This is a genomic window from Microbacterium sp. NPDC087591 (assembly GCF_044743625.1).
Taxonomy (GTDB): domain Bacteria; phylum Actinomycetota; class Actinomycetes; order Actinomycetales; family Microbacteriaceae; genus Microbacterium.
Genome location: NZ_JBIUWU010000001.1, coordinates 1,835,697 through 1,849,080, shown reverse-complemented (window position 1 = coordinate 1,849,080; position 13,384 = coordinate 1,835,697). Strand labels below are relative to the sequence as shown.

The 13,384-nt window shown below is 68.5% G+C and carries 14 protein-coding genes; 2 read left to right on the top strand and 12 right to left on the bottom strand.

Annotated features, from left to right (window positions below; genetic code table 11):
* Positions 1–5 precede the first annotated feature (5 nt).
* Positions 6–1,418, bottom strand: a complete 1,413-nt coding sequence (locus tag ACIOVG_RS08765; protein ID WP_400871667.1) for an ATP-dependent RecD-like DNA helicase — start codon at positions 1,416–1,418, stop codon at positions 6–8.
* A 115-nt stretch (positions 1,419–1,533) separates the two neighbouring features.
* Between ACIOVG_RS08765 and ACIOVG_RS08760 the strand changes: the two genes are divergently transcribed.
* On the top strand, positions 1,534–2,604 hold the full coding sequence (locus ACIOVG_RS08760) for a hypothetical protein (protein ID WP_400871664.1): 1,071 nt from the start codon (positions 1,534–1,536) through the stop codon (positions 2,602–2,604).
* A gap of 17 nt (positions 2,605–2,621) precedes the next feature.
* Here ACIOVG_RS08760 and ACIOVG_RS08755 read toward each other — a convergent pair whose 3' ends face one another.
* The 3 genes from ACIOVG_RS08755 to ACIOVG_RS08745 all read right to left on the bottom strand — a co-directional run bounded on the left by ACIOVG_RS08755 (position 2,622) and on the right by ACIOVG_RS08745 (position 5,790).
* Entirely contained in the window at positions 2,622–4,622 is a 2,001-nt protein-coding gene (locus ACIOVG_RS08755; protein ID WP_400871662.1) for a cytochrome c oxidase assembly protein, read from the bottom strand.
* A 114-nt stretch (positions 4,623–4,736) separates the two neighbouring features.
* Entirely contained in the window at positions 4,737–5,024 is a 288-nt protein-coding gene (locus ACIOVG_RS08750) for an HU family DNA-binding protein (RefSeq protein ID WP_017203554.1), read from the bottom strand.
* A gap of 181 nt (positions 5,025–5,205) precedes the next feature.
* Positions 5,206–5,790 carry a TetR/AcrR family transcriptional regulator gene (locus ACIOVG_RS08745; protein ID WP_400871659.1) on the bottom strand — a complete coding sequence of 195 codons (585 nt, stop codon included), beginning with the start codon at positions 5,788–5,790 and terminating at the stop codon, positions 5,206–5,208.
* Between the two features lie 178 nt (positions 5,791–5,968).
* Between ACIOVG_RS08745 and ACIOVG_RS08740 the strand changes: the two genes are divergently transcribed.
* The gene (locus ACIOVG_RS08740) at positions 5,969–6,802 is read left to right on the top strand and encodes an alpha/beta hydrolase (RefSeq protein ID WP_400871656.1); all 834 of its coding nucleotides are present in this window, start codon (positions 5,969–5,971) and stop codon (positions 6,800–6,802) included.
* Between the two features lie 112 nt (positions 6,803–6,914).
* Here the strand turns inward: ACIOVG_RS08740 and ACIOVG_RS08735 are convergent, their stop codons facing one another.
* The 8 genes from ACIOVG_RS08735 to ACIOVG_RS08700 form a co-directional block, all read right to left on the bottom strand.
* A complete protein-coding gene (locus tag ACIOVG_RS08735; protein ID WP_400871653.1) occupies positions 6,915–7,604 on the bottom strand; it encodes an endonuclease domain-containing protein in 690 nt (229 codons plus the stop codon).
* Positions 7,605–8,004: 400 nt separating this feature from the next.
* Positions 8,005–8,310: a 30S ribosomal protein S14 gene (gene rpsN, locus ACIOVG_RS08730; protein ID WP_017829734.1), complete on the bottom strand. Its 306-nt coding sequence runs from the start codon at positions 8,308–8,310 to the stop codon at positions 8,005–8,007.
* 3 nt (positions 8,311–8,313) lie between these two features.
* The gene (gene rpmG / locus ACIOVG_RS08725; RefSeq protein WP_017203558.1) at positions 8,314–8,484 is read right to left on the bottom strand and encodes a 50S ribosomal protein L33; all 171 of its coding nucleotides are present in this window, start codon (positions 8,482–8,484) and stop codon (positions 8,314–8,316) included.
* Positions 8,484–8,720: a 50S ribosomal protein L28 gene (rpmB, locus tag ACIOVG_RS08720; protein WP_017203559.1), complete on the bottom strand. Its 237-nt coding sequence runs from the start codon at positions 8,718–8,720 to the stop codon at positions 8,484–8,486. The genes rpmG and rpmB overlap by 1 nt, the downstream gene beginning before the upstream one ends.
* Positions 8,721–8,855: 135 nt before the next feature.
* Complete coding sequence (locus ACIOVG_RS08715; RefSeq protein ID WP_400871650.1) at positions 8,856–9,605, bottom strand: DNA-3-methyladenine glycosylase; 750 nt, start codon at positions 9,603–9,605, stop codon at positions 8,856–8,858.
* Position 9,606: 1 nt separating this feature from the next.
* A complete protein-coding gene (locus ACIOVG_RS08710) occupies positions 9,607–11,559 on the bottom strand; it encodes a hypothetical protein (RefSeq protein ID WP_400871647.1) in 1,953 nt (650 codons plus the stop codon).
* Positions 11,549–12,340 carry a TIGR03943 family putative permease subunit gene (locus ACIOVG_RS08705; protein WP_400871644.1) on the bottom strand — a complete coding sequence of 264 codons (792 nt, stop codon included), beginning with the start codon at positions 12,338–12,340 and terminating at the stop codon, positions 11,549–11,551. Before ACIOVG_RS08705 ends, ACIOVG_RS08710 begins: the two co-directional genes overlap by 11 nt.
* A complete protein-coding gene (locus ACIOVG_RS08700) occupies positions 12,333–13,352 on the bottom strand; it encodes a permease (RefSeq protein ID WP_400871641.1) in 1,020 nt (339 codons plus the stop codon). Before ACIOVG_RS08700 ends, ACIOVG_RS08705 begins: the two co-directional genes overlap by 8 nt.
* Positions 13,353–13,384: the final 32 nt, after the last annotated feature.

Genomic DNA, 13,384 nt, shown 5'->3' with positions numbered 1-13,384 from the left:
AAGCGTCAGCTCTTCGGGATCTCCGGGGTGGATGCCGCCAGCCAGGCATCGCGCATGAACCGCCGCACATCCTCGTCGACACGGATGTCGCGGGGACGCAGCGCACGCGACAGATACAGCCCCTCCAGCGAGGTCAGCCGACTCAGCGCGACATAGGTCTGCCCCGGCGCGAACGCCCCGGAGCCGAGATCGATGATCGCGCGCTCGTACGTCTTGCCCTGCGACTTGTGGATCGTCACGGCCCACGCCAACCGCAGCGGGAACTGCGTGAACTCGGCGACGACGTCACGACTGAGCTTCTTGGTGTTCTGGTCGTACGCGTAGCGGAACCGCTCCCAGACGGCCGGTTCGACGTCGACCTCCTCGCCGTCGATGTCGACGCGCACGGAGCTGCCGAGGATGCGCAGCACCGTGCCGATCGTGCCGTTCACCCAGCGCGGAGGCTCGCCCGACATGGCGGTGTCGTTGCGGAGGAACATCACCTGCGCGCCGACCTTGAGCTTCAGCTCCGCCTCGGCGGGTAGCGACGCCTCTCCGCGTCCGAAGTCGCCGCTGACCTCGGCGCGCGCGGTCTGCTCCTTGCCGGCGAGCGCGGCGAGGTGGCGGCTGTTGATGCTGTTCACGATGTCGTTGCGCGTGGCCAAGGTGATCATCGGCACCTCTCCGGGCTCGGGCTCAGGGGGCTTGCGGGCACCCTGGGTGTTGAGCACTCCGGCGATCTCGGCCGTGACCCGTCCGTAGCGCACGGCGTTGAGCATGGCCTTGAAGCCGTCGTCGGACTGCCGGTGGATCTGCACCAGTTCGCGCACGTGGAGCTTCGCCCTGGTGTCGACCTCGAAGAGGCCCTGCTGGTCGGAGGACCCTCTTCCCGATCCGGCTCCTGAGCCCGACGAAGGACCCGCCCACACCTTCGCATCGAAGAACCAGAACGAGCGGTAGTGGTCCTGCACGTAGCGGGCCTCGTCGCCGCGCGGAGGCACAGGGGCCAGCTGATACGGATCGCCGAACATCACGACCTGCACCCCGCCGAACGGTTCTCCGCGCCGCCCCCGCGCCTGGCGGAGCGACCGGTCGATCGCATCCATCAGGTCGGCGTTGACCATCGAGATCTCGTCGATGACCAGGGTCTCGATCGCGTTCAGGATGCGACGGGTGGCGTCGTTCTGATCGATGTCGCCGTCACCGATCAGGCCGATCGGCAGGCGGAACAGCGAGTGGATCGTCTGCCCCTCGACGTTGAGCGCTGCGACCCCGGTGGGCGCGCAGATCGCGATCTGCTTCTTCGTGTTCCAGGCGAAGTACTGCAGCAGTGTCGACTTTCCCGTGCCGGCTCGTCCGGTGATGAACACGTGCTCGCTGGTGTCCTCGATGAGACGGAACAGCTCGTGCTGTTCGTCGGACAGGGCGGGAATGGACACGGATCTCTCACGGGGAAGCGGATGGATGCAGACGCTCCCCCATGCTACGGCCCGGTATCGGCCAGCGCCTCGTGGCGCTCGGCATCGTCTCAGGACGCACTCCTAGACTGGCGCCATGAACCAGGTGGAGACGAAGGCGCCTCGGCGCGCTCGTCTCGCCGTCGACCTTGCCATGCTGACCGTCGTCGGACTGCTCCTGGTCGCCGCCATCGGTGCGGGCGGCTCCACGCTGTACCAGCAGTTCTACGGTCCGTCCGCGTTCGTCACGCGCTACCTCGACCTGCTGTCGGCCGGGCGGGCGGCCGATGCGCTGCGCATCCCCGGCGTCGCCATCGACCGCGAGACCCTCGCTCAGGCGGGCGTCGGCGCGGGGGCATCGGAGGCGATGCTCCGCCATGCCGCCCTGGCGCCGCTGACCGACGTGCACGTCGACGCCGAGAAGCCCGTCGACGGCGGAACCGCCGTGACCGTCAGCTACCAGGCCGGCGGCCACGAGGGGACCACGACCTTCCTCGTCGCCCAGGACGGCTGGGTCGGCGTCACTCCGAACTGGCGGTTCATGACCAGCCCTCTCGCCGTCGTCGACCTCACGCTCCGCGGCGCGGATCAGTTCGCCGTCAACGGGTTCGAGGTGGATCGCCGCCAGATCTCGGCGGACGGTGTCGATGCCGGCGCGCTCGATCCCCTCTCCCTCCTCGTGTTCACACCGGGCATCTACTCGGTCACCGTCGACACCGCGATCGCCGAGGCATCCGGCATCGGCGTGCTCGCCGACACCCCGCTCGCGATCACTCCCCTCGACGTGCAGACGAAGCCGACGAAGGAGTTCGTCGGCGTGGTGCAGGAGCGCGTGGAGGAGTTCCTCACGCAGTGCACGTCGCAGGAGGTCCTCCAACCCACGGCATGTCCGTTCGGACTGCAGGTCAGCAACCGCATCGCATCGCTCCCGAAGTGGTCGATCGCCGAGCAGCCCCGGGTGACAGTGGTGCCCGACGGCGGGCACTGGCAGATCCCTCCCACCGACGCCGTGGCGCACGTCGAGGTCGAGATCAAATCCCTGTTCGACGGTTCGGTCGAGCCCGTCTCGGAGGACGTGCCGTTCCAGGTCAACGGATCCATCGTGATCCTGCCCAACGGCTCGGCGTCGATCCGCGTCGGCTCACCCGGAGAAGCCGCAGGCGACTGAACGCCGCGGTCACCCGATCAGCCGCGCTCGGCCTCACGGCGGTCGCGCTCGGCGAGAGCAGCGAGCTTCGCGTTGTACTCCTCGAGCTCGGCGTCGCCCGTGCGGTCGGCGTGCCGATCTCCGCGGCGCTGCACCTTGGTGTCGTCACGGCTCCACTGGATCGCGACGGTGATCGCGAGGATGAGTGTCGGGATCTCACCGATCGACCAGGCGACGCCACCGCCGATGTATTGATCGTCCATCGGCTCAGGACCCCAGGTGCGACCCATGGAACCGAACCAGTCGGCGACCATCAGGCCCTCCTGCATCATGATCGCCATGCCGAAGAAGGCGTGCATGGCCATCACCGCGATCAGGGTGATCAGGCGGCCGGCATAGGGCAGGCGGTAGGGCACCGGGTCCGCGCCGATCAGGCTCAGCACGAAGAGGTAGCCGGAGATCAGGAAGTGCGTGACCATCCACTCGTGGCCGAGGTGCTCGTACATCGACCAGCGCACGAGGTCGGTGAAGTAGAACGCCCACAGCGACAGGATGAAGATCGCCGCCGCGACGAACGGATGCGTGACCACGCGGGAGAACGGTGAGTGCACCGCCCACATGATCCACTCGCGGCCACCGCGGGTGTCGTCGTCGCGTTTGTGGATCGCCCGCAGCGCGAGCGTGACGGGGGCTCCGCTGACGAGCAGCAGCGGGATCGCCATCGACAGCATCATGTGCCCGAGCATGTGCACGCTGAACAGGTACTCCTGATAGGCGTTGATCGGACCGCCCGTGACCCAGACGAGCAGCAGCAAGCCCAGCACCCAGAAGACGGTGCGGTAGATCGGCCAGCGGTCACCGCGGCGGTGCAGACGGACGACACCGGCGAGGTAGAAGAACAGCCCGAACCCGGCAGCGACCAGCCACAGGATGTCGAGGTCCCACGCCGTGAACCAGCGGTCGATCGTGAACTCCGGCGGCAGAGCGGTGCGGGTCAGCACCTCGGCCGGCGTCTGGGCGAACGCCACCTCGCCGGTCGGCGGAGGAGTGCGCGCGAGAGCGGCAGCGGCGCCGGATGCCAGACCCATGAGCGCGACCTCGCACAGCACCAGCATCCAGAACCAGCGCGCGGCGCGATCGCCCGCGAGCTTCGGGATCAGCCGCGTGCGATACCAGGCGCCGAGCAGGCCCATGCCACCGAGCAGCACGACTTTGGCGATCAGGATGGCGCCGTACGGCGTCCACAGGGCACCCCAGTCGCCGAGCGCGACGACCGAGCGCGCGACGCCCGAGACCGCGACCACCACGAACGCGGCGATCGCGAGGGTGGAGTACCGGGCCACGAGGCGCGAGGTGTCGACATCCGGCCGACCGCGGAGCACCACCAGCAGCAGCAGTCCGCCGAGCCACACCGCAGCACCGATGGTGTGCAGCAGGATCGAGTTGACCGCGACGTTGTGGCCCGCGAGATCACCCGCGTGACCCTGGGTGGCCAGGGGCAGGAACGATGCGGCGGCGAGGATCGCGGTGAGCAGCGTCGTGGTCCAGCTGCGCCACGCGAAGGCCAGCACCGTGATGACTGCACCGAACACGGTCGTGATGAGCCAGGACTGGCCCAGCGGCAGTGTGAGCAGGAAGCGGCCGAGCTGCGCCCCGAACTCCCGCTCGAGGCTGAGCTGGGGGTTGAACGCCGACATGAACGCGAGGAACCCGGCGAGACCTGCGGCGACCGTGAAGACCGCTGCTCCGATCGATGCGACGTTGAGGGCGGTGTCGAAGGACTTGTCCCCGCTGCGCAGTGCGAACAGCGCGAGCACCAGGGAGCCGAGCATTGCGGCGCCGGCCATGTTCATGAGCAGCTTGGCGATCGGCGTGCCCCAGAGCACGAAGGGCCCCGGATCCTGCAGCAGCGGCGTCTTGGCGCCGCCGCCGATGATGAGGGCGATGACCACGGCCACGAGCGCGGCGACGATCAGGATCGCCACGCCGGCGAGACGATACGCCGAACTCCGGCTGGTCGTAGCGGCGCGGGAACTCACCCCTCCAGCCTAAGCCGCGGATCCCCGGCGCCCGACCTGCCCGGCGGCATCCGTCGGGGATGCACGAAGGCCGCCACCCACAGGGGCGGCGGCCTTCGACGAGGTGCGGTCAGATTACTTGACGGCAGCCTTCAGCTTGGAGCCAGCGGTGACCTTGACGCGCTTGCCGGCCGGGATCTTGATCTCGGCGCCGGTCTGCGGGTTGCGACCGGTGCGGGCAGCGGTGTCGACCTGCTCGAACGAGATCCAGCCCGGGATCGAGACCTTGCTGCCCTTGGCAACAGCGTCGGACACCGTGGCGAACAGCGAGTCGAGGACACCGGAGACGGTGGCCTGGCTCTGGCCCGTGGCGCTTGCGATGCTCGCGACGAGCTCGGTCTTGGTGATGGACTTGTCAGCCATGTCATCCTCCAGCGACGAGATCCCGTCGCATCGTTGTGGGTGTCGGAGCGGATGCTCCTGGTCGAGTGACCGCCTTGAATGTATCAACCACCACCCTCATTTCCGCGTCATTTCGCGGGTTTTGGCGATATCCAGGGCGTGTCGCACCACTTTTGTCACTCTGTTCACAGGTTTCGGGCCCTCAAAGCGGCCGATGAGCGTCGATCACCGCACGCGCCGTGCGCTCGAAGGCGGGGGCCACGCGCTCCTCTCCGTCGAGATATCCGCCCACGAGAGCGGCGTCGCGCAGTAGCACGAGAGATGCCGCGACCTCGGCGGGATGCTCCAATCCCGCCGTCTCCGCCACGGACTGCAGCGTGCCGCGGAACCACTCCCGGTGCTCGTCGATGAGTCTGCGCACCGGGCCTTCGGCATCCGGGTATTCCGCCGCGGCGTTGATGAACGGACATCCGCGGGTGTGACGCAGGCGGATGTCGGCCGCGATGCCCTCGATCACGGCATCGAGGAGTCCGTCCGGATCCGCGACCTCTGCTCCCGCCGCGGCGAACATCGCGCGGAGGTTCTCGTCCTCGTTGTGCAGGTACGCGAGGACGAGGTTCTCCTTGCCGCCGAACTGCTTGTACAGCGTGGCCCTGGTGACCTCGGCCTCGGCGATCACGCGGTCGACGCCCACCGAGTGGATGCCCTCGGCATAGAACAGGCGAGTGGCGGTGTCGATCAGGCGAGCGCGCGCGGGGCTCGGACGCTTCGACGTGGTGGTGGTCATGAGGCTCCCCCTGCACGGATAGACAGAACGATTGGTCTACTTCAAGCGTACCCCGGTTTCCGGCATCCGATCTTCTTCTCGGGAATAGGTTGCGGTAGATAGAACGTTCGGTCTACTATCAGTGCAGCGCACTCCCCTTCCGGGCATATCGCCCGGCCCTGATAGAGAGAAGAAGATCATGAGCACCACCGCCAAGACTCCCATCGTCCTCATCCACGGACTCTGGATGACCCCCACCAGCTGGGACACCTGGGCCGAGCGCTTCCGCGCACAGGGCCACGAGGTCATCGTCCCGGGCTGGCCCGGAATCGACGACCGCACCGTCGCCGACATCCGCCGCGATCCGTCCGCCCTCAAGGGCATCGGACTGAAGCAGATCACCGACCACTACGAGCGCATCATCCGCGCGCTCCCCGTGAAGCCGATCATCATGGGCCACTCCTTCGGCGGCGTCATCACGCAGATGCTCGCCGACCGCGGCCTCGGTGTCGCCTACGTCGGCGTCGCCCCCGGACAGACCGCCGGCGTCACCACCCTCCCCCTCTCGACGCTGTGGACCGGCACTCCGATCCTCTCGAACCCGTTCGGCCGCAACGGCGCCAAACCGCTGTCGAAGCGCCACTTCCACTTCACGTTCGGCAACGACCTGCCCCGTGCGGCATCCGACGCCCTCTGGGAGGAGTACGCGGTCAACTCGTACAACCGGGTCTTCTTCGAAGGAGTGACCTCCGTGCTCAACGAGAAGGGCGGCGTCACACACGTCGACTACGCCCGCACGGACCGCGCCCCGCTGCTGCTCATCGCCGGCGAGATCGACCACGTCGTGCCGCCGACCATCGTCCGCGCGATCGAGAAGAAGTACCGGTCGTCCGGCAGCCCCGCCGTCGTCGAGCGCAAGGAGTACGCCGGCCGCACCCACCGCCTCGTCAGTCAGGACGGCTGGGAGCAGATCGCCGACGACGCCCTCGGCTGGGCCCTCTCCCACGCCGCATCCGCCACTCCCGCGGCCTGATGCCCGGGGGCCCCGGGGGGTCGGTGGGTTCGGTGGGTTCGGGAGGAGAACTCCCCTTCGGGAGGAGAATCTCGCCAGATCTCTCCTCCCGAAGCCGAGTTCTCCTCCCGCATCAACTGGCGAGGTGGAGACGCTGGCCGATGGCGGCCAGGATCACCCGCTGCACCCCGGGCCACTGGTTGATCAGCTGGTCGTAGCCGATCCGGATCACGTGATAGCCATGGAGCTTGAGGAGCGCATCATGCGCGATATCGCTCGTACGCTGCGTGCCGATGTGATGCCCACCATCGATCTGCACGACGAGCCGCTCGCCGATCAGGAAGTCCACTCGGTGCCCCAGCAGCCACACCTGCGGCGTGATCGGCACCTTCAGCCAGCCGAGCCGCGTGTGGAAGATCGTCTCGGTGCCGGAATCCGCGAACGGACGGGCATCCGCAAGCATCTGACGCGCCGCCGGCGGGAGCGGCGCCCGTGCGAGCATCCCCGGATCGATGAGCCTCTGTCGCAGAGCAGACTCCCAAGTCGCACGAGCGCTCTCATACGGTTGACATCGCGCGATGAGCACGAGAGCGTTCTCGAGCGAGTCCTCACAGGCATCCGGGTCGCGCGGGAAGATCGGCCGGCTCCAGTGGATCACACCCCGCGCCGTCTTCACATGCCCGGATTTCGCGGGGGCGGCGAGGTGCGGTTCGGATGAGTCGAGCACCCAAAGTCCTCTGCGGGCCGCGAGCGTGATGCAGCTGAGGACGACTCCGGAGCGGGCGGCGGCCACCAGCGACGCATCAGCATCCGATAGCGCCACCCACCCCCGTCGCACCGCGAGCACTCGACCACTCCGGATCGCTACCCGCAATCCATGTTCCGTCACCCCGTCACGCTGAAGAGCCGCGACGCGCGCAACTCCGTGCCGTCGTGAGAGCGACGTGACCGCATCCATCCACCGATCATCGAAGATGCCCGTGTCTGCCCGGTCTCCGCATCCCGCAATCAGGGGATGCCTCTCCATGGCATCCACCTGTGCAGGAGAAGCCAAGCCCCACTGGCTCCCCGCTTCGGGAGGAGTACTCCCGTTCGGGAGGAGGATGCCGGCCCGAAGCTCCTCCCGAGGGCGAGAACTCCGCTGTACGCCAGGTCACCCAACACCCCACGCACGCGAAAGGGGCGAGGATCCGAAGATCCTCGCCCCTTTCGTCTGCTGAGACTTACCAGCTGGACTTGGTCACGCCGGGCAGCTCGCCGCGGTGTGCCATGTCACGGAAGCGGACACGCGAGATGCCGAACTTCGTGAGGACACCGCGGGGGCGGCCGTCGATGACGTCGCGCGAACGCACCCGAGCCGGCGACGCGTTGCGCGGCAGCTTCTGCAGGCCGACGCGTGCGGCCTCGCGGGCCTCGTCGGTGGCGTTCGGGTCGACCAGGGTCTTCTTCAGCTCTGCGCGACGCTCTGCGTAACGCTCGACGATGACCTTGCGCTGCTCGTTGCGAGCGATCTTGCTCTTCTTAGCCATTGATCAACGCTCCTCTCGGAATTCGACGTGCTGACGGATGACCGGGTCGTACTTCTTGAGCACGAGACGGTCGGGGGTGTTGCGGCGGTTCTTCTTGGTCACGTACGTGTATCCCGTACCTGCCGTGGAACGCAGCTTGATGATCGGACGTACGTCCTGAGCCTTCTTGGCCATTAGAGCTTCACACCCTTCGCCTGGAGGTCCTTGACCACGTTCTCGATGCCGCGGACGTCGATCACCTTGATGCCCTTGGCGGACACGTTGAGCGTGATCTTACGACCGAGCGACGGAACGAAATAGGTCTTCTTCTGCACGTTCGGGTCGAAGCGGCGCTTCGTCCGGCGGTGCGAGTGCGAGACGTTGTGACCGAAACCGGGAACAGCTCCGGTCACCTGGCACACTGCTGCCATGGTGGTGACTCCTTCTATACCGTGAGGCCGGACGGCCTCACCCAAGATCCCTTGTCTGCGTGCCACAGCCCCCTCGACAGGCGCGAGGACCATACAGCACACGAACTGCGCACAGGAGTGTGCGCAGACAAGGAGTCAGTTTAGCACGGACGACGCACCGGGCGTGTCGCCGGCCAGGAGCGCGGATGCCGCATCGGCCGCACCACGCCCCCAGCGGAACGGCGAGACCGTGCGGTCGCCTGGAATCCAGAAGCGCCAGGGGAAGGCATCCGTTCCGGCGATGCCCGCGACACCCACCCGTGGCCCGGTCGCCACCTCCGCGAGAGGATCGCCCACCCAGAGCTCGGCGCGCGCGCCGCGACACTCCTCCCCCGTGACCGCATCGATGCCGTCGTGGAGCGGATGCCGCAGCCCCACCGCCTGCCCCAGACGACCGGGTCCGCGAGCGAGGTCGCGCCGTGCCGTCGAGCCGAGAGGCAGCGCGGCCCCCCGCCGACGCGCCGCGGCCTCCTCGCCGAAGACCACCTCGCCCGCCCGCAGCAGCACGCCGTCGCCCTGCCCCTCGGGCCCGCACACCACGTTGACGCAGGAGTGGATGCCGTGGCTGAGGTACACGTACAGGTGCCCCGGCTCTCCCCACATCGTGGCGTTGCGGTTCGTGCGCCCCATGCGTGCGTGCGAGCCGGGATCGGCGAGCTCGCCCGTGCCCTGCCCGTGGTACGCCTCGACCTCGGTGATCCGCAACCGCACCTCGACTGCACCGCCGTCCTTCCCGTCGACGACCGTGCGCAGCTCGGCGCCCAGCAGCCGCGGGGCGACCTCGACCGCGGATCCGCTCAGTGCGGTGCGGACCGCTCGGCGGAGAGCGCCGTCCGACCCGGCCATCTCAGAACCGCGGAGCCGTCTGGCACCATGACACGTCGAAGCCCGTGAGCGCGACGATCTCCTTGCCGGTGCGCAGATCGATCAGATGCGCCTCCATGTTCTGCGGGAGCGGCAGCAGCATCTCGTCGTAGGGGTTGTTCGACATGTCCGGCGCGATCACGACGGCGGCGTACTGACCGCTCGGCGACGCGCACGCCTGCAGGATCGAGTCGGTGGACGCGACCTCGACGAGGGGTTCCGCCGCGCCGTCGTCATCGACCCGGATGATCGCCTGGCCCGACGGGATGCCGTTGTCATCGCGCGCGACGACATGCCGCAATGTGCCGCCGGGGAACGGCGTGATGGTGGTCGCCGGACCGTAGTCCGGATCGGATGCCGCGAGCGGCGCCTCCGACCCGTCGGTGAGATTGAGCTCGACGACGGATCCGTCGAGTCGCTCGACGATCGCGGTGTACGTGCCGCGTGAGACGCCCTGGATGTTGGCCGCCAGACCGAGGGATTGCACTCCGGCGTCGCTGGAGCGGTCGACGAGCGACAGCGCGCCGTCGAAGTCGATGAACAGCACCGCCGCGCTGTCGGGCACGAACTGCCAGGCGAAGACGCTGGCCTCCTTGTCGGCGACCTCGATGACCTGCGGCTCGTCGTCGCCCTTCAGCGATTGCGTGACCAGCACGCTCGCACGCCCTTCGGTGTCGCTGAGCTCGCGGTCGGAATAGCTGTACCCGACGAGCCCTCCCCGTTCGGAGACCTGGACCGCCCCGACGTAGCCCACTCCCGGCAGCTCGAGCTCCCGCGGTTCGGACCCGTCGCGGTTCATCACCAACAGCTTCGAGCCCTCGTCCTCCTCGACCGCGACCACGAGCTGCGCGGACGTCGCCCGGAAGTCGTTGATCTTGTCGGCGGAGAAGACGACGCTTCCCTCACCGGTGAGGTCGGTGCGGAAGATCTTGTCTTCGCCGTCGACATCGCGGCGCAGCAGGAAGAAGCTCGACGGCGGAGTCGTGATGGTGGTGGTCAGGTCCGCCTTCGGCCCACCGCCGGCGCCGACGACGTCGGACACGCGGATCGTGTACTCGGTGTCGTCGTCGAGCGGCACCGTGAAGCGGATGCCGATGCTGCGGCCGGAGGCGTCGACCGTGAACGGAGCCTCGGGCTCGACCGTGACCTGTGCGGGATCGATCGCGGCGAGCGACTGATTCGCCGTGAGGATGACGCGGCTGCCGGACGACTCGATCGCCTGGGCGGCATCGGACTGCACCTTCGTGACACGTGGCCCCTGCAGCAGGCTGACGATCCCGAGCCCGGTGCCGACGAGGACCAGCACGCCGAGCACGGCGACCAGCGTGAGCACGAAGCGTCGCGACGGCAGCGTGCGCGTGGGAGCGCCCGGCGCGGGTCGTTGAGCGGAACTGGACCCCTGAGCGGAACCGGGCCCCTGCGCGGAACCGGAGCCCTGAGCGGAACTGGGTCCCTGAGCTTGTCGAAGGGCGCCCTCCACGGTCGGGGGTGCTTCGACAAGCTCAGCAACCCAGGTCTCCGGCGCCGCTCCCGGGGTCTCCGGCTCGGCAACCCCGGTCTCCGGATTCCCCGGCCGAGCGCCGAGGATCACAGGCTCGGGGGCGCGGGGGATCGCGGGCAGCGCGGTCGCCTCGACATCCGCTCGTGCGGACGCCTCGAAGGCGGCCATCTTGCGCGCGGCGGCCTCCTGCTCCGCGATCTCGCGTTCGCCCGCCCGGCGCACGGCCGCGTCACGCGCAGCCGCATCACGCACGGCCGCCTCACGCGCAGCCGCATCTTCCGCTCGGTCGGCATCCGGCTCGGACTGGTCCGCGGGAGCGACCGCACGACTGATGCGTTCGGCCTCCTCCTGCTCTGCAGCCTCACGGGCGGCCCGCATCTCGGCGCGGGTGCGCGGCACCGCGGGTACCTCCGGGCGCTCGTCGTCAGTACTCATACGGGTCTCCCGGCTCGTCGATCGCGACGACGTCGGTCGGCTCGATGTGCAGGGCGCCGTCGGCATCCGCGCGCACGGTTCCGGTGATCTCGACCCACTGGCCGGTCTTGTACTTCCCGGGGTCGACCTCGACCGGGAGCGTGGCGGTCTGCGCGTCGATCACGCAGTGCGTGATGACCAGGCGCGTCAGATTCACGCCATCCGACCCCGAGCCGGGCGTCACGAAGCCGGTGAGCGTGACATCGGCGCCGTCGTAGGCCGCGGTGTTGGTCGCGGTGGCGAACACACTGGCCCAGTCGCCGATGCCGAAGGTCGTGGTGTCGGCGATGCCGAGCGAGACGGTGTCTGCACCGGCGAACAGCGCGGTCGATTCCCCCGCGCGCGACATCGCCAGCTCCACCGACAGTGATGCAGGGGGCAGCACGAGAGCCGCGGCGACGACGCCCGTAGCGACGACCCCTCCGGTCACCGCGCCGACCGTCGCGAGCGTGCGTCGCCGCGGCACCGCGGGTGTCTCGTCGCTCTCGGCGTCCGCGGCAACCCCGTGGTCATGACCGTGATCACCCTCCGCCCCGATGGGCAGCGTGCACGACCAGATCGCGCCCGCAAGGGTCACGACGGCGGCGGCGCAGGCGAACCAGATCGACTCGGGGCTGATGTAGAGCGTGAGCCGGCCGGTGAACGCGAGGCCGAGGGTGACGACCGCGATGACCGAGGCCAGACCGACGCCCAGCCACCGGGTGCCCAGCGCACGGGCGCGCGAGGGAGCCTGCTCAGACAAGGACGTTCACCCCGATCCCGATCACGAATGCCGCGGTCAGCACGATGCCCACGATGCCGGCGAGAGTCCTGGCCGTGAATGTGGTGCGCATGAGCGCGAGCATCTTGATGTCGACCAGCGGCCCGACCAGCAGGAAGGCGACCAGCGCACCCGACGAGAAAGTCGAGGCGAACGACAGCGCGAAGAAGGCGTCGACGTTGGAGCAGATGGCGACCGTCATCGCGAGCACCATCATGGTGACGATCGAGAGCACGGGGTTCGAGCCGATCGCCAGCAGCATGTCGCGCGGAATGAGCACCTGCACGGCACCGGCGAGCGCGGAGCCGATCACCAGCGCCGGCATCACGGCCCGCAGCTCGACGAGGAACTGCGTCAGGCTGCGCTTCACGGGGGTGCCGTGCTCGTGCGTGACGCGGTCGCAGGTCTCGACGAAGCGCTGGGTGAGCAGGGCGTCGGGCGAGGGGTGACGGCTGTAGATCCAGCCGATGAGGTTGGCGATGAGGTAGCCGCCGACCAGGCGCGCGACCAGAATGCCGCCATCCCATCCGAAGGCCGCGTGCGTGGTGAGGATCACGATCGGGTTCACGATCGGCGCCGCGATCAGGAAGGTGAGCGCCTCGGCCGGGGCGAGTCCGCGCATCATGAGGCCGCGGGCGAACGGCACGTTCCCGCACTCGCACACCGGGATCAGCATGCCCAGCAGCGACAGCACGGCTCGCCGTGCCCAGGCCCGCTTCGGCAGCCAGCGCTGGATCGCATCCGGCGGCAGCCACACCTGCACCACGATCGACAGGACCACACCCAGGATCACGAACGGCAGCGCCTCGATCAGCACGCTGAGCGCGAGGGTCAGCCCGTCCTGCGCACGCGTGGGCAGGGAGGCGGGGAAGAGCGTCGGGAGGAACTGGTCGATCAGGAACAGCGCCGCGATGACGACGACGCCGAGCCCGACGCCGATCCACGGCGAACGCGGGGATGCGGTGGGACGATGCGAATGACCTGAATGCGACACCCCAGGCCGGGTTCCTGAGTCCGTCCGGAGGA